Source organism: Chryseobacterium sp. JK1 (genome assembly GCF_050632815.1).
Classification (GTDB): Bacteria; Bacteroidota; Bacteroidia; order Flavobacteriales; family Weeksellaceae; genus Chryseobacterium.
Genome location: NZ_JBODRU010000001.1, coordinates 911851 through 927625, shown reverse-complemented (window position 1 = coordinate 927625; position 15775 = coordinate 911851). Strand labels below are relative to the sequence as shown.

Below are 15775 nucleotides of genomic sequence, written 5' to 3'. Positions count from 1 at the left end.
GTAAAGTGATTAACATGTAAGATTGGGATTCGGATAGTTGTCACTCTGGTCCTCCACAGTATTGTCGATACATACAAAATCCTTTTCAACCAAAAGTTTGACTAATCCTGTCTGACCATCAAAACCTACGGTATCAGTAGAAACCAGTTCCTTTATCATCGCACTTGGCATTTTCAGGATGATTTTATTTTCAATGAAAGAAGCACACAAAACATCTTCTCCTGTTTTCTCTATTGTGTAGATAAAGGGTTTGTCAACAAACTGAGTCACACTGGAAACGGCTCCGTTAGATCCTAATTCTGAAACTTCTGATTGGGTTAAACGAAATCTTATAGAATTGTCTTTTATTCTTATTTTCATAGTTTTACTTTTTTACAATGGATTTACTGTCTCGTTCGTGAAGAATTTTCTATTCAAAAATCCTACAGGATTAGTAATGGTTAATAATTTCGTGATGGATGCTTTTGTGATAGATATTCAATCTGTTATCCCGGAGAAATCCCAAAAGCGTTATATCAAATTCTTTAGCCAATTCTACAGCCAAACTTGATGGCGCTCCGATTGCTGCCACCATAGAAATTCCTGCCATCGCAGCTTTCTGAATGAGTTCAAAGCTGGCTCTTCCACTTAATACTACAATGACATCTTTCAGCGGAAGCTGTTCTGTAAATAAGGCATGACCAATCAGTTTATCCAATGCATTATGTCTTCCTACATCTTCTCTTACGGCAAGCAGATTTCCATTGAAATCAAAAATTCCTGAAGCATGAATGCCTCCTGTCGCACTGAAATTGTTTTGAAATTCCTGTAGATTTCCGGACAATTGGTACAATGTTTCAAGAGTGACAGATCGTTTTTCCGTTTCAATATTTTGAAAAGTACTTACTGTTTTTATGGACTCTATAGAGCTTTTTCCGCAAACACCGCAACTGGAAGTGGTATAGAAATTACGGTCTGCGCTCATCAGATGTGGAATGCAATCTTCCACCAGCTCCACTTCAATGATATTTTCCCGGTTTTTAGAACATTCAGCTTGCGGATGATCTATTTTTCTGATCTTCTGATAGCTGGAAATGATTCCTTCTGTGAAGAGAAAACCTGCTGCCAGTTCAGCATCATGACCGGGAGTTCTCATGGTAACGGATATATTTTTATATTCTCTGTGATTTTCAGCACCATAAGAAATCCTTATTTCCAGAGGTTCTTCTACAGAAACATCATCAGTATAAGGAAAACTGCTGTTATCTTTTATTTTGATAATTTCTATCTGTCGTACAGACCGAGTTTCTAATAGATTGGTTTTCATAGCTGAATAATCTGGTATAGTAAATATACGAATTTTCGTTCTTGAAATTATGGGTGAGCAGAAACCCATTCTTCTCCATCTTCAAAAATTTCTTTTTTCCAAATGGGGACGGTCTGTTTTATTGTGTCTATAATGTATTTGCAGGCGTCAAAAACTGCATCTCTATGTCCGTCGCTTACAACGATCATCACCGCAGCATCACCAGGAAATAACGTTCCTACGCGATGATGAACAACAACGTTGCGAACCGAAAATATAGAAACGGCCTTCTCTGCCACCTTTTTTATTTCTTTTTCTGCCATAGACTGGTAACATTCGTACTCAAGGCGGATTACAGGTTTGTTTTCTGTCACATTACGAACGGTTCCTATAAAGGTGGCGATGCCCCCACTGCCGAGGTCCTGAGCTGTTGCCAGACATTCTGTAATATCTAGGAGAGTGTCTGTTATTTTAATATCAATCATTCCATTTTTGTTTTTATACGAAACCGAGGTGTTCATTATCCAACATTTTCCATCTAGCCGCCACTTACTGGAGGAATAACGGCAATTTCATCAGTTTCTGTAATGGTCTGATGATCTTCTGCATATTCTTCATTTAGAGCTATAAAATAGGATTTCAGCTTTTTCAGGTCTGGAAAACGGTCTTCTAACAGGTTTTTCAATTGTCCTGCAGTTAAATTATCTTCTGCTTCTATTTCTTTTTCAGATGTTCCAAAAATATCTTTGGTAATTCCGAAAGCTAATATCTTAATTTTCATTTTCTTGTGTAAATTTATTCTACCCGTATTTTATTAAAACATTTATCCCCGCAACCAATACAAGAACAGCGGTCATTCTTTTTATAATTAAAGGATTCCATTTTAGGGACATTCTAGCACCGATCTGCCCGCCAATCAACACGGCAAGACATAGACTTACAATTCTGAAATAATCCATCCCTACAGATAGTTTTGATAATTGACCAAAAATTCCTGAAATTGAATTAACCAGGATGAAAACACTTGAGGTTGCAGCAATCTTTCTGGGTGTATCCCATTTCATCAAATTCAGAAGTGGAGAAAGAAAAATTCCGCCCCCAATTCCTACTAAACCTGATAAAAAGCCTATTCCACCTCCTAAAAAGCTATTTCTTACGATTGAAGATTTTGGGTTTTCTGTAATGATCGCTTCATTTTTACCATCGGTTTTTATCCATAACAATACTGCGGCCAGGATGAGGGTAATTCCCAGAATCAGAAAGAAGGTTTCCTGTTTTATTTTTACGATTGCTCCTAAAAAGGCCATAGGAACGCTGATAAGTGTAATGGGGAGTACTTTTTTCCAATCTATCTGCTTATTTTTAAGGTAGATATATACTCCTCCTACAACTACGATTACATTACAGATAAGAGCCGTTAATCGGATTTCCTGATATGGCAGGCTATACATGGCCAATACAGCAAGATAACTGGAACCGCCGCCAAATCCTACGGATGAGTATACAAAAGCAATGATTAAAAAGAACAGAAAAATTTCCCAATGTCCCATAGTATTTTGTTGAAGGTGAATCTTATTACAATAATACTCATTTTATAGCTTGCTTAAAGTGTAAAAGGTAAAAGTCTGCCTTCTGATTTATGAAAAAAATATAATAAATTGTTTATCTTAAGACTCAAGTAATATCATAACTTTATTCATTAAATTAAATTCTTAGAAAATTAGAGATGTCAGTAAACGAAACTTCAAAAAGTATGAACTCCCAAAACGTCACAGATTATCCTAACAACAATACTTATTTTCTGGTTTGGAACTTTAAACAGGATTCCGATCTTTCTAAAATTAAATCTGTATTTCAGAGGATCTGTGCCCTTATTACAAATCTTAATAATTCTGCCCTAGACCGTTTTCCGGATGCCAAGGCAAGCTGTGTTTTGGGAATAGGCTACGAAGCATGGCAGCAATTGGAACTTCCAAAGCCATTACCGAAAGAATTTAAGAATTTCGAGGAAATAAAAGGCAGCAAACATACGGCGATAAGCACCCGGGGAGATCTGCATTTCCATATTCGTGCAGATGAAAAAAGTCTTGCTTATGATATGGCTTCAACGATTTCTGATTTTATAAAAGAGATTGCAGACTGTATTGTTGAGGTTCAGGGGTTTCGCTATTGGGACAGCAGGTCTATTTTAGGTTTCGTGGATGGAACGGAAAATCCACACGGAAAAGACCGTGATTATTTTGCCATCATTGGAGATTCTGATCCTCAATATGAAGGGGGAAGTTATCTTTTTGTTCAGAAATACCTCCATAATATGAATGCCTGGAAATCTCTTTCTGTAGAGGATCAGGAAAAAGTTATCGGAAGATCGAAGGAACATGATATAGAAATGGATGATGATGTAAAGCCCAAAAATTCTCACATTGCTCTGGCTAATATAGGTGACGATTTTAAAGTGGTGAGGGATAATATGCCATTTGGAAATGTTTCTACCAATGAGATGGGTACCTACTTCATCTGCTATGCCAGCACTTTCAGTACTGTTGAAAAAATGCTTACAAATATGTTCATTGGTGATCCTGTAGGAAATTACGATAGAATTCTTGATTTCAGTACAGCTCAGACGGGAACCTTATTTTTTGTTCCTTCGGCAGATATGCTGGATGAATTTTCTTCATAAAGCGAAATACAAGAATTTCAATCTATAAAAATGGACCATTTTAACTGAAAAACGGTCCATTTTTTATTAAAACAGGTTTAATTACTCTTCGGAAAGTATCTTTTTTAATGTCACAGCATGAATTCGGATTTCGTCTGCGTTTTTAATCTTATGTTTCCTTTGTAAAGGTTTCTTATGAACAAAGATCCCGTTCATTTCAATCAAACGATTTAACTTGCCCGATGAAAGTTTTAATCCTATTCTCACTACGGAAGATATTTTAAGATGAAAATCAAAAGGAGATTTAATAACAATGGTAAGCATTTCATGGTCGGAATCCGGTAGATCTTCTACTGAAATCCCGTCACAGATTACCTCGTAATCAACTGTTTCCAGATCGGCTTCAACGTTATTTTTTCTTCTTATTTCATGAGAAAAAGCATATTCCCAGGCTGTCATTGTATCATTTTCTGACATTTTATTAAACAGATCTTTATCAATCTTTTCTGTTCTTATCCTGGAAAAAAGGGTCATATTGTATCGGTTCTGGCAATGTACACAACGGTAAATTAACCATATATCCATGTTTTTCTTTTGGGTATTCAACCTGAATTTATCACTACACTGGAATCTATCACTACTACAGTGGTTGCATTTCTTTTTTAAAAAGGGAGTGTTTTTCGCTTTTATCTCCCATATATATTCTATACTCATCGCTTATCATTATGCTTACTATTCTTTGTGAAATTCTTCACATATTATTCATGCATTACAGCAACAGATACAGGTTCCGGAAAGCCAGAGATAGAATAAAATCGGTTTTTACAAGACGTTTCCAACTATAAGCCAACCGCTTATTTCAGATGGTAATCATAAAGATGCCAAAGCTGAAACAAGAGATATACTTGCCTTTGCAGACAATACAGTAAATAATATGAGAAAATGAAAACCTGCTCAGATAGAATTATCTGAACGAAAGAATTATCAGCCTGTGGTTGCTAAGACTGATATTAAGCTATAATAAGTTTAAGAGTCGTTCTCAAAACGATTTATTTTTTGGGTTATGATAAAAGTAAGAAATTTTGTAAAAACAATAAGGTTTTTCTCTGTTTTAATTTCCTAAACACAACAAAACACGCTATTCATCTACAATTTTCAAAAATGACGATAGAAAAATCAATGTATTTAGATTCTTAAATAAAAAGAATCTGTATAAAGTAATGAAATGCGGATTTAAATTGTTTTTATATATTAGATCGAAAATATAATAACCCCGATGAACACTAAAAAACTGTGGCAGTTTTTCTTACTGGCTGTACTCTTACTTTTTGGAAATCTCAGTTTTGCTCAAAATCAATATCAAAAAGATTTTCAAGAATTCTGGTCCGATATTAATGAACATTATGCTTATCTGGATCAGCAGCATATTAACTGGAAAGAAGTAAAAAAAATATATGAGCCTCAGACTGAAAAAATTTCCAGCCGTGAAGAATTTATCCATTTTCTTGAAAAAGTACTGAATGAACTTTACAATGGACATTCTTCGCTTAATACCAATTTAAATACTTCCAACCGCTTAGTTCCTTCCGGCTCCGATCTCTACATTGAGAAAAATGGTACTCAATATTTTATAAAAGACCTCAGAAAAGGCTTTGGATCTGATTTGGCCGGATTACAAATTGGAATGGAAGTAACCAAATTTAATGGTAAACCTATTGATCCACAGCTAAAGCAGTTTTCACCAAAATTCACCAACAAATACAATCAAAAAATGCAACAATATGCTATTGATATGCTGTTTGCAGGCACACATAATGAAAAGAGAGAGATAACCGCTGTGATCAATGGAAAAGAAAAGACCTTTTCTCCTGTCACTTATGGAAATAGCGATCAGTTGCTTTATAGTAAAGTAATGAACCCTCAGACCGCTTATATAAAAATCAATAATTCTCTGGGAAACAACCAGCTTATTGCTGAGTTTGATAAAACTCTTGACGGTTTTTTACTTTATAAAAACTTGATTATTGATCTCACAGAGACTCCGGGTGGCGGAAATTCAACAGTGGCCCGAGCCATAATGGGTAGATTTACAGATAAGCAGCTACCCTATCAAACTCATGAATTTACAGAGAAAGAATATCAAACCTTAAGACACTGGACAGAATATGTAAGTCCGAGAAAGGAAATCTTTAAAGGAAATCTTTATATTCTTGTCAGCCACTGGACGGGAAGTATGGGCGAAGGAATTGCCATAGGCTTTGATGGGATGAATAGAGCTACGGTGATAGGTACCCAAATGGCTGGCCTTTTAGGAGCTATTTCAAGTTTTCAGATGTCTGAGACAAAAATAGGATTTCAGTTTCCTGCAGAAAGACTTTATCACATTAACGGAACGCCAAGAGAAGATTATATTCCTGCAATACTGACTCAAAATATGGAGGATACTTTTCAGAAAGCAAGAGAAATTCAATAAAATAAACACACCTCATAAAATGTTTATTATTTTACTGTTAGCCTGGGGTTTACCTTAAGTAAAGCCTCTCCTGTTGGATGAAATATGTATAAAGAACTGGATTTTTACCCACAACAAATGTCATCAGTAAAAGTTTGTAATTTTATTTAAAATCAGCAACACAGAATAAAACAACAATCATAAGTAAAAAATTAAGCAAATCAAACTTTTAAAATAATTAATAAAAGAATATTATTCCATAAATTTGACTGTTTTTATAATTAAAAGAATAACATTCTGTGGAACAACTTGATGATAAAGATGTACAGCTTCTGAGGCTGCTACAAAAAAATGCAAAACTGACGGTAAAAGAACTGGCTAGAGAAGTAAACCTTTCTCCTTCTCCTGTTTTTGAAAGGGTAAAGAGACTTGAGCAGGAGGGATATATAAAAAGATATGCAGCCGTTCTGGATGCGGAAAAGCTCAATCGTGGTTTTACTATTTTCTGCCAGATCAAATTAAAAATTCATGACCGATCTGTAGGGTACGATTTTGTAAAAGAAATTCTGGAAATTGAAGAAGTTGCCGAATGTTATAATATTTCCGGAGATTTTGATTTCCTACTGAAAGTTCAGGTTCGGGATATGAAACATTATCAAGACTTTGTATTTAACAAATTAGGTTCTGTAGATTCTATAGGAAGTACTCACAGTACTTTTGTGATGGCAGAGGTAAAGAACAATCATGGAATAACAATATAGCTGAAAATGGAAAATTGAAAAATGATTTCCTTACCTACATGAAATAAAACGGATTACGCTGTTAAAATTCAATTTTCCATTTTCAACCGGAATTAGTTTCCTATGAAGCTTGGGCTGCGCTTTTCTACAAACGCACCAATGCCTTCATTATGATCTTCTGTAGTAAACAGTTCTCCAAACAAGACAGCTTCCTGATGCAATCCTTCCGTAAGGTGCATTTCAAATCCTGTATTTAATGACTGTTTCGCTTTTGCAACCGCTACAGGACCTCTGGAAGCAATTGTTTGTGCAAGTTTCAGCGTTTCATTCAGAAGTTCTTCAGGAGCAAAAACATGATTCACAAAACCGAGCTCTTTACAAGATTGCGCTGAATAAAATTCTCCTGAAAAAACCATTTCTCTTGCTTTGTACAAGCCGATTGCTCTAGGCAGGCGCTGAGTTCCGCCAAAACAAGGCAATAATCCCAGAGTCACTTCTGGGAGTCCAAATTTTGCTTTTTCACTGGCGATAATGATGTCGCAGGCCAAAGCCACTTCGCATCCTCCTCCCAATGCAAAACCGTTTACGGCAGCAATTACGGCAAATGGTAATTCTTCAATCGCGTTAAAGGCACTTTGGGCGGCTTTTGAAAACACTTCTGCTTCTTTAGGACTCATTTCCTGCATCGCCTTGATGTCGGCACCCGCAACAAATGCTTTTTCTCCTGACCCGGTAACAATGAGTACCCGTACGCTTTTATCCGCCCTGATTTCGTCGGCAAATGATTTTAATTCTTTTAGAACCTGCTCATTCAAGGCGTTCAATGCCTGTGGTCTGTTGATCGTCAAAGTTCCGATATGACCATTTTGCTGATATAGTAATGTTTCGAAATTCACGTTTTAATTGATCGTTAATGGTTAAAATTTTTAAGCTTCTGCATTCAGAAATTGAATAATGCTGGAAAAGTCTATTTTTCCGTTTCCAGCTCCGCTCCACATTCTGTATAAATTAAGGGCTGTATTTCCAAGAGGAGTGGACGTTTTTGTTTCCAGTCCGGCTTCTGCGGCCAATCCAAGGTCTTTGGTCATGAGATCTACAGCAAAACCTCCTGAATAGTTTCTGGACGCTGGAGTATTTTCCATGACGCCGGGATAAGGATTATATACTTCGAGAGACCAGTTTTTTCCTGAGCTTTTCTGCATGATTTCACTTAAAACCTGAGGATTAAGACCATGTCTCACTCCCAGATTGATCGCCTCGGAAGTTCCGATCATATGAATAGCCAATAACATATTATTACAGATCTTAGCCACCTGCCCTGCCCCGGACTCTCCGGCATGGAATATATTCTGTCCCATACACTTCAGTATGGGTCTGGCTTTTTCATAATCTTCCTGCTTCCCTCCTACAATAAAGGTTAAAGTTCCTGCCTGTGCTCCAGAGGTTCCTCCTGACACCGGGGCATCAATCATTTTACACCCTTTTAAAACGGCAAGCTCTGCAACAGAACGGGCAGTAACAGCATCAATAGTACTGCTGTCGATCAAAAGTGTATTAGGTTTCAGGCTGTTTATAAAGCTTTCAGAATATAAATCTGCAACGTGTTTTCCAGAAGGCAGCATCGATATTACTACATCGACATCTCTGGCAGCAGTCAAAGCAGAATCTGCAACCTGCCCACCGGCTTCTTTCAAGGTTTGCAACGCTGTTTCCGAAAGATCGAAACCAACAACGCTGTGACCGTTTTTTATCAGGTTAACCGCCATTGGGCCTCCCATATTTCCTAATCCTATGAATGCTATATTTGACATTTTTATTAGTTTAAAATTAAAAGTTAAAAATTGGTAATCATTACTTGAAATTTCAAATGATTATCACATGATAAAGAATGAAATACGTTTTGCAATTGTTTTAAAATCTACTTCCCGTTTTCAACTTTCAACTCATAGAAATAAGAGTCTACCCATTCTTCTGTGATGTCATCTAATGTTACCGGGGTCCATTTTGGAGACATATCTTTGTCTACCAGTAAAGCCCTCACTCCTTCTGCGAAATCGGGGTGAATACAGCATTGGCATGAAAGATTCAGCTCAGATTGAAAAATTTCTTCCAAACTTAAGTCTTTTCCTTCTTTCAGCTGTCTGAAAATAATGTGTGCTGAGCTTGGTGACCCGGCTACAAAACTTTTTATCCCGTTATTAATCCATTCGTCCTTATCTTTCTGATGAATTAAAATTTCTCTGAATTCATTCAAAGATTCTACTCCTTCAAACTGCTGGATAAAAGACTGATGCATTGATGCCTGAGATTCCGGAATGACCATATCTTTCGAAATATTTTCAAGAATATTGGAAACCGTTTTATGAGGAGAGCCATTCCATTCTGTTTTGAAAAGGGTATCGAGAATTGCTTCTTTTGAAGATGATTCAATATAATAATCTGCCAATCCTAAAAATTTACAGTCGGCTCCGTCAAGTCTTGCCCCGGTTAATCCCAGATATAATCCGTAAGCAGAAGGCATTTTATTCAAAAACCATGTTCCACCTACATCAGGATATAAACCGATCGTGATTTCCGGCATGGCCAGCTTACTTCTTTCGGTAACAATACGATGGGATGCGCCCACCATTAAACCGATACCACCTCCCATTACAATTCCGTGTCCCCAGACAATAACAGGTTTTGGATAGGTATGAATACTATAATCTACCTGATATTCTTTGGAGAAAAAATCGAGGCAGTCCTGAGGAACTTCTGCAGCATCAATGGAACGCTGAGCAATGATCGCATCGTGCAGTTTTCTTACATCTCCTCCTGCACAGAACGCCTTCTCACCTGCTCCCTGAAGGAATATACAGGCTACATCGCCGGATATCTTCCAGCTATCTAAAACAACTTTCAGTTCTTCTATCATCTCTAATGACAGCGAATTGAGTGTTTTTTCAGAATGTAATGTGATAATTCCGACTTTATTTTTTATTTCTGTTAGTATTAGACTCATGTTTTAAATTGAAAATTTGTTTGATCTGGAAATTGAAAGCTATTTGTGAATTTAAAATACATAAATTTTTAACTCACGTTTTTTCAACCCATTGATTATCTTATTTGCAAGGTAGCGCCTTCTTCAAGGATCTTTCTTGAAATCACCAGTTTCATAATTTCATTGGTCCCTTCTACAACCTGATGTACTCTGGCATCGCGCATAAGCCTTTCCACCGGAAAATCCTGTGTACAGCCATATCCTCCTAATATCTGAAGTGCTTCGTTGCATATATTAAAGCTCATATCAGTGGCCAGCCTTTTCGCCATGGCACAATAAGTGGTGGCATTTACATCCTTAGAATCAAGCTTAAAGGCTGCCAGTTGTACCATTTGGCGCGCGGCAACCAATTCTGTAGCCATATCGGCAATTTTAAACTGAAGCGACTGAAACTGTGCCAGAGATTTACCAAACTGCTGCCTTTCATGCATATATCGTTGGGCCTGATTAACAGCTCCCTGAGCGGCTCCTACAGAGCAGGTTCCAATATTGATACGGCCTCCGTCCAGCCCTTTCAGAGCAATTTTAAATCCTTCCCCTAATGTCCCCAGAAGGTATTTTTCATCAACTTCCACATGATCTAGAAATACAAAACGTGTAGGTTGTGTATTCCAGCCCAGCTTTTTTTCTTTTTCTCCAAAACTGATTCCCTTAGCGTCTGCATGAACGGCAAATGCACTGATTCCTTTTGTTCCGGATTCCCCTGTGCGGGCCATAACAATCAGAATATCACTTTCCCCGGCTCCGGAGATGAAGGCTTTGGTTCCGTTGATGATATATTTATTCCCTTTCTTTACTGCGGTAGTTTTTAGACCTGCTGCATCAGAACCGGAGCCCGGCTCAGTGAGACAATAAGATCCTAACAATTTTCCCGCGGCAAGATCAGGACACAGTTCTTTTCTGATCTCATCGCTTCCAAATTCATCCATCATCCAAGCTACCATATTATGTATTGTAATATAGGCAGTAGTGGATGGACAAGCTGCAGCCAATTCTTCAAATATAATGGCAGCATCCAATCGTGATAATCCCAATCCTCCGGCTTCTTCACTGGTATAAACACCGCAGAACCCAAGTTCTCCGGCTTTGGCAATAGCTTCTCTTGGGAATTTCTTTTCGGCATCCCATTCGGAAGCATAGGGAAAAAGCTCTTTTTCAGCAAATTTTCTTGCAGCATCCTGAAATGCCAGCTGATCTTGACTTAGATTAAACTCCATATTATTGATGTACTAAAGTTGAGAATGAAAAGGGAAAGCTGAACTTTTATGAAAGGTGAAAGCACATTGCTTTTAATGTTCAACTTTCCGTTTTCAATTATTTAAGACTGATGGTCATATTCACGTTACCTCCCGGCACGTCTTCTTCGAACCAACGGGCGGTGATAGTTTTGGTTTCCGTGTAGAAACGGACTCCCTGTTTTCCGTAGGAATGCAGATCTCCGAAAAATGATTTTCTCCATCCCGTAAAAGAGAAAAACGGCAATGGAACAGGAATAGGAAGATTGACTCCTATTTGTCCTACTTCGATCTCATGTTGGAATTTTCTTGCGGCAGCTCCGGAATTGGTAAAAATTGACGTACCGTTTCCGTAAGGGTTTTCATTGATAATTCTGATGGCTTCGTCCAGCGTTTCAGCTTTCAGTAAAAGCAATGCAGGTCCGAAAATTTCTTCCTGATAAATATCCATATCTACGGATACGTTGCTGAATAATGTAGGTCCTACGAAATATCCGTTTTCATAGCCTTCCACTTTGGCATCACTTCCATCTAAAAGAACATCGGCTCCCTGATCGTAAGCACTTTTGATTAATCTCAGTACTTTGTCCTTAGATTGCTTATTGATTAAAGGACCAAATGCTGCTGATTCGTCAGACCAAACCCCTGGTTTGATAGTTCCTAACGCCTTTTTAATATCATCCACCCAGTTCTGAGCTTCTCCTACCAACACCGCAACACTTATAGCCATACAACGCTGCCCAGCCGCTCCACAAGAGGCTCCTACCAGATTATTGATCACCTGATTTTTATTGGCATCCGGCATCACAACCATATGATTTTTTGCTCCCCCAAAAGCCTGAACTCTCTTCAGATTGTCTGTTCCTGTACGGTACACATGTTCTGCAACCGGCACAGAACCCACGAAAGATATAGCTTTAATTTCAGGGTGATTCAGAATATGGTTCACCTGATCTTTGGAACCGTGAACGATATTCAGAACTCCTTTTGGGAAACCTGCTTCTAAAAACAGCTCTGCCATTTTCATGGAAGTCATAGGTGTTTGCTCCGAAGGTTTCAGGATGAATGTATTACCACAGGCAATTGCCATAGGAAACATCCACAAAGGAATCATCGCAGGAAAGTTAAAAGGAGTAATTCCCGCGCACACTCCAAGAGGCTGTATATAGCTGTAAGTGTCTACTCCTCTGGCTACATTTTCTACCGTTTCTCCCATCATCAGGGTAGGAATATTACAGGCGTGTTCCACTACTTCTATTCCTCTCCAAACGTCACCCATAGCATCAGCAAAGGTTTTTCCGTTTTCTTTGGATAGGATTTCTGCGATTTCTTTTTGATTTTCTTTTAAAAGATGCTGGTATTTCAGAAATAATCGGGCTCTTTCGGGAGTGGCTACTTCTTTCCAGGTTTTGAAGGCTTCTTTAGCGGCTTCAATGGCTTCGTCTATCTCAGATAGTTCGGTAAGGGGAACTTCTGCAAGAATTTCTAAGGAAGCCGGATTTTCTACAGGAAGATATTCTTTAGTTGTACTTTCTGTAAAATTTCCATTGATTAATATTTTTACTTTTTGTGACATATTTTTCTGGTTGATTACGAAGAGTTTAAAGTTGAAAATGCAGAATTCATCATGAGACGTTTCCTTTTCATTTTCAACCTTTTACTCTCCATTTTTCATTTTAAATGATTAAAAGATCAACAAATTCATTAACATTCAGATTGACTAATGTATCATACTCCAATGAATGTTCAAGAATCGTTTTCTGCTGTTTTTCAGGGAAGATACGGGCTAGGTTGACTTTATATTTTCTGATAAGTTCAGGAATTCCTTCTTCTCTTCTGCGTTTATGACCGATAGGATATTCTACAACGATTTCATCCAGAATGGTTCCGTCATTTAATTCTATCGTCATTGCGTTGGCAATAGAACGTTTTTCCGGATCGTGATAATCTGTTGTGAACTGAACGTCTTCTACACATTCAATTTTGTCTCTCAGAATATCGATTCCAGGATTTGAAGCGATGTTATCCTCATAATCTGCTGCTGTAAGTCTTCCATAAATTAATGGTACAGCAACCATATATTGAATACAGTGATCACGATCTGCCGGATTGTTCAATGGTCCTTTTTTATCAATAATTCTGATCGCTGCTTCATGCGTACGGATGGTTACTTTTTTAATATCATCTGTTGTTTTTCCAAGGCCTTTCAATGTTGAGTGTAATGTCATTGCTGCTTCTACTGCTGTTTGTGAGTGGAATTCTGCAGGGAAAGAAATTTTAAACAAAACATTTTCCATTACATAAGAGCCGTAGTCTCTCTGGAATTTGAATTCATTTCCTTTGAAAGAAACGTCATAGAATCCCCATGTTTTTGCTGTTAAAACGGATGGGTATCCCATTTCTCCTGTTTTAGCAATCAGAGCAAGACGTACAGCTCTTGATGTAGCATCTCCTGCCGCCCAGGATTTACGAGAACCTGTATTTGGGGCGTGGCGGTAAGTTCTCAGAGATTGTCCGTCTACGAAAGCCAGTGATACGGCATTGATGATCTCATCACGGTTTAATCCTATCAGTTTTCCTACTACCGCAGTAGAGGCAAGTTTAACCAATAATACGTGGTCTAATCCCACTTTATTGAACGAGTTTTCCAAAGCCATCACTCCCTGAATTTCGTGAGCCATGATCATTGCTTCTAAAACCTGCTTCATTTTCAAAGGCGCTTTTCCTTCTGCAATATTGGTTCTGGACAACCAGTCAGCCGTCGCTAAAATTCCGCCAAGATTATCGGACGGGTGTCCCCATTCTGCAGCCAGCCAGGTATCATTGAAATCCAACCATCTGATGATTGCTCCAATATTGAATGCAGCCTGAATAGGATCCAGCTGAAACTGTGTACCAGGAACTTTTGCTCCGTTTGGCACTACCGTACCTTTCACTACAGGGCCTAACAATTTTGTACAGGCAGGGTACGTTAATGCCTCCAAACCACACCCGATTGTGTCTAAAAGACAGTAGTGAGCGGTCTTCCAGGCTAAATCGTTTTTAATTTCATAGTTTAATACATAATCTGCAATGTCTACTAATACTTTGTCCGGTTGTGGTCTTTCGTTTGAAATGTGTGAACTCATTTTTTTATCGTTGAAAATTTTTTATTAATTGAAAATAGCGTGTGAAAATTGAAAACAGCTTTCAAGTTTTCAGGATTTTATTATTTTCTGTCGTTGATGGATACAAATTCTTTGTTTTCCGGGCCTGTATAGTTGGCACTTGGGCGGATGATTTTTCCATCCTGTCTCTGTTCTATGATGTGGGCACTCCATCCTGTAACTCTTGAGATTACAAATAAAGGAGTGAACATCAGGGTCGGAACTCCCATCAGGTGGTAAGAAACGGCAGAGAACCAATCAAGATTCGGGAACATTTTCTTTTCTTCCCACATTACGCTTTCCAGTCTCTCTGCAATATTATACAGGAGCATATCCCCCGCTTCTTCAGAAAGTTCTTTGGCTACTTTTTTTATCACAACGTTTCTTGGATCTGAAATAGTGTATACGGGATGTCCGAATCCAATGATTACTTCTTTATTGGCAATACGTTGGCGGATATCTGCTTCTGCTTCATCAGGAGACTGATAGCGGCTCTGAATTTCAAATGCCACTTCATTGGCTCCTCCGTGCTTTGGACCTCTTAAAGCACCAATTGCTCCTGTGATACAAGAATAAAAATCGGATGCCGTTCCTGCAATAACACGGGCCGTAAAGGTGGAAGCATTAAATTCATGCTCAGCGTAGAGGTTAAGGGAAATTTCCATTGCCTTTACCCATGAATCGGGTGCTTTTTTGCCATGCAAAAGATGTAGGAAATGTCCTCCAATAGTATCATCATCTGTTTCCACATTGATTTCTTTACCATTGTGAGTATAGTGATACCAATACAATAAACCTGATCCAAATGATGCCAATAGTTTGTCAGCAATATCTCTGGCTCCCGCAATGTTATGATCATCTTTTTCCGGCTGGATACTTCCGATTGCAGATACCATGGAACGCATTACATCCATTGGGTGAGCTGCGGCAGGAATACTTTTCAGTATATTTCTTACGGAATGGGGTAACCCTCTTAAAGATTTTAATTTTGCTTTATAGTTTTTCAGCTGTGCTGCTGTTGGTAACTGACCGTATATCAATAGGTAAGCAACTTCTTCAAATTCTGCTTTTTCTGCCAGATCAAGGATATCATATCCTCTGTAATGGAGATCATTTCCACTTTTCCCTACACTGCAAAGTGCTGTATTACCTGCTGTTACTCCTGAAAGCGCAACGCTTTTTTTAGGTTTAAATGTTGGTTCAGTGCTCGTCGACATA

General features: G+C 38.1%; 16 protein-coding genes. 3 read left to right on the top strand and 13 right to left on the bottom strand.

Features of this window, described 5'->3' with window-relative positions; genetic code table 11:
• Positions 1–9: 9 nt before the first annotated feature.
• The 5 genes from ACQ76T_RS04060 to ACQ76T_RS04040 all read right to left on the bottom strand — a co-directional run bounded on the left by ACQ76T_RS04060 (position 10) and on the right by ACQ76T_RS04040 (position 2835).
• The gene (locus ACQ76T_RS04060; RefSeq protein WP_431342062.1) at positions 10–360 is read right to left on the bottom strand and encodes a DUF7009 family protein; all 351 of its coding nucleotides are present in this window, start codon (positions 358–360) and stop codon (positions 10–12) included.
• A gap of 70 nt (positions 361–430) precedes the next feature.
• Complete coding sequence (gene fdhD, locus ACQ76T_RS04055; protein ID WP_431342061.1) at positions 431–1306, bottom strand: formate dehydrogenase accessory sulfurtransferase FdhD; 876 nt, start codon at positions 1304–1306, stop codon at positions 431–433.
• A 47-nt stretch (positions 1307–1353) separates the two neighbouring features.
• Complete coding sequence (locus ACQ76T_RS04050; protein WP_431342060.1) at positions 1354–1806, bottom strand: molybdenum cofactor biosynthesis protein MoaE; 453 nt, start codon at positions 1804–1806, stop codon at positions 1354–1356.
• Between the two features lie 17 nt (positions 1807–1823).
• Positions 1824–2066, bottom strand: coding sequence for a MoaD/ThiS family protein (locus ACQ76T_RS04045; RefSeq protein ID WP_431342059.1), 243 nt, complete (start codon positions 2064–2066; stop codon positions 1824–1826).
• 19 nt (positions 2067–2085) lie between these two features.
• Positions 2086–2835 carry a sulfite exporter TauE/SafE family protein gene (locus ACQ76T_RS04040; RefSeq protein ID WP_431342058.1) on the bottom strand — a complete coding sequence of 250 codons (750 nt, stop codon included), beginning with the start codon at positions 2833–2835 and terminating at the stop codon, positions 2086–2088.
• Between the two features lie 203 nt (positions 2836–3038).
• On the opposite strand from ACQ76T_RS04040, the gene ACQ76T_RS04035 reads away from it, so the two are divergent.
• The gene (locus ACQ76T_RS04035) at positions 3039–3965 is read left to right on the top strand and encodes a Dyp-type peroxidase (RefSeq protein WP_431343713.1); all 927 of its coding nucleotides are present in this window, start codon (positions 3039–3041) and stop codon (positions 3963–3965) included.
• 81 nt (positions 3966–4046) lie between these two features.
• Here the strand turns inward: ACQ76T_RS04035 and ACQ76T_RS04030 are convergent, their stop codons facing one another.
• The gene (locus ACQ76T_RS04030; RefSeq protein WP_431342057.1) at positions 4047–4658 is read right to left on the bottom strand and encodes a DUF1062 domain-containing protein; all 612 of its coding nucleotides are present in this window, start codon (positions 4656–4658) and stop codon (positions 4047–4049) included.
• A gap of 562 nt (positions 4659–5220) precedes the next feature.
• Here ACQ76T_RS04030 and ACQ76T_RS04025 point away from each other — a divergent pair.
• Together ACQ76T_RS04025 and ACQ76T_RS04020 are read left to right on the top strand one after the other, a co-directional pair.
• A complete protein-coding gene (locus ACQ76T_RS04025; RefSeq protein WP_431342056.1) occupies positions 5221–6417 on the top strand; it encodes a S41 family peptidase in 1197 nt (398 codons plus the stop codon).
• 278 nt (positions 6418–6695) lie between these two features.
• Positions 6696–7157 carry an Lrp/AsnC family transcriptional regulator gene (locus ACQ76T_RS04020; RefSeq protein WP_431342055.1) on the top strand — a complete coding sequence of 154 codons (462 nt, stop codon included), beginning with the start codon at positions 6696–6698 and terminating at the stop codon, positions 7155–7157.
• 92 nt (positions 7158–7249) lie between these two features.
• On the opposite strand, the gene ACQ76T_RS04015 is transcribed toward ACQ76T_RS04020, so the two are convergent.
• The 7 genes from ACQ76T_RS04015 to prpC form a co-directional block, all read right to left on the bottom strand.
• On the bottom strand, positions 7250–8032 hold the full coding sequence (locus tag ACQ76T_RS04015) for an enoyl-CoA hydratase/isomerase family protein (RefSeq protein WP_431342054.1): 783 nt from the start codon (positions 8030–8032) through the stop codon (positions 7250–7252).
• A 30-nt stretch (positions 8033–8062) separates the two neighbouring features.
• Positions 8063–8947: a 3-hydroxyisobutyrate dehydrogenase gene (mmsB, locus tag ACQ76T_RS04010; protein WP_431342053.1), complete on the bottom strand. Its 885-nt coding sequence runs from the start codon at positions 8945–8947 to the stop codon at positions 8063–8065.
• 107 nt (positions 8948–9054) lie between these two features.
• Positions 9055–10137 (bottom strand): enoyl-CoA hydratase/isomerase family protein, encoded by a 1083-nt coding sequence (locus ACQ76T_RS04005; protein WP_431342052.1) that lies wholly within the window; start codon positions 10135–10137, stop codon positions 9055–9057.
• A gap of 95 nt (positions 10138–10232) precedes the next feature.
• Positions 10233–11393, bottom strand: a complete 1161-nt coding sequence (locus ACQ76T_RS04000; RefSeq protein ID WP_431342051.1) for an acyl-CoA dehydrogenase family protein — start codon at positions 11391–11393, stop codon at positions 10233–10235.
• Between the two features lie 97 nt (positions 11394–11490).
• Entirely contained in the window at positions 11491–12987 is a 1497-nt protein-coding gene (locus ACQ76T_RS03995) for a CoA-acylating methylmalonate-semialdehyde dehydrogenase (RefSeq protein ID WP_431342050.1), read from the bottom strand.
• Between the two features lie 100 nt (positions 12988–13087).
• Entirely contained in the window at positions 13088–14539 is a 1452-nt protein-coding gene (locus tag ACQ76T_RS03990) for a bifunctional 2-methylcitrate dehydratase/aconitate hydratase (protein WP_431342049.1), read from the bottom strand.
• 80 nt (positions 14540–14619) lie between these two features.
• Positions 14620–15774, bottom strand: a complete 1155-nt coding sequence (gene prpC / locus ACQ76T_RS03985; RefSeq protein WP_431342048.1) for a bifunctional 2-methylcitrate synthase/citrate synthase — start codon at positions 15772–15774, stop codon at positions 14620–14622.
• Position 15775 lies beyond the last annotated feature (1 nt).

Excerpts from the sequence above, each read along its gene's own strand:
- ACQ76T_RS04030 (WP_431342057.1), bottom strand. The coding sequence starts at position 4,658 with ATGAGTATAGAATATATATGGGAGATAAAAGCGAAAAACACTCCCTTT.
- fdhD (WP_431342061.1), bottom strand. The coding sequence starts at position 1,306 with ATGAAAACCAATCTATTAGAAACTCGGTCTGTACGACAGATAGAAATT.
- ACQ76T_RS04025 (WP_431342056.1), top strand. The coding sequence starts at position 5,221 with ATGAACACTAAAAAACTGTGGCAGTTTTTCTTACTGGCTGTACTCTTA.
- ACQ76T_RS04005 (WP_431342052.1), bottom strand. The coding sequence starts at position 10,137 with ATGAGTCTAATACTAACAGAAATAAAAAATAAAGTCGGAATTATCACA.
- ACQ76T_RS03995 (WP_431342050.1), bottom strand. The coding sequence starts at position 12,987 with ATGTCACAAAAAGTAAAAATATTAATCAATGGAAATTTTACAGAAAGT.
- ACQ76T_RS04060 (WP_431342062.1), bottom strand. The coding sequence starts at position 360 with ATGAAAATAAGAATAAAAGACAATTCTATAAGATTTCGTTTAACCCAA.
- ACQ76T_RS04040 (WP_431342058.1), bottom strand. The coding sequence starts at position 2,835 with ATGGGACATTGGGAAATTTTTCTGTTCTTTTTAATCATTGCTTTTGTA.
- ACQ76T_RS03990 (WP_431342049.1), bottom strand. The coding sequence starts at position 14,539 with ATGAGTTCACACATTTCAAACGAAAGACCACAACCGGACAAAGTATTA.
- mmsB (WP_431342053.1), bottom strand. The coding sequence starts at position 8,947 with ATGTCAAATATAGCATTCATAGGATTAGGAAATATGGGAGGCCCAATG.
- ACQ76T_RS04045 (WP_431342059.1), bottom strand. The coding sequence starts at position 2,066 with ATGAAAATTAAGATATTAGCTTTCGGAATTACCAAAGATATTTTTGGA.
- ACQ76T_RS04035 (WP_431343713.1), top strand. The coding sequence starts at position 3,039 with ATGAACTCCCAAAACGTCACAGATTATCCTAACAACAATACTTATTTT.
- prpC (WP_431342048.1), bottom strand. The coding sequence starts at position 15,774 with ATGTCGACGAGCACTGAACCAACATTTAAACCTAAAAAAAGCGTTGCG.
- ACQ76T_RS04050 (WP_431342060.1), bottom strand. The coding sequence starts at position 1,806 with ATGAACACCTCGGTTTCGTATAAAAACAAAAATGGAATGATTGATATT.
- ACQ76T_RS04000 (WP_431342051.1), bottom strand. The coding sequence starts at position 11,393 with ATGGAGTTTAATCTAAGTCAAGATCAGCTGGCATTTCAGGATGCTGCA.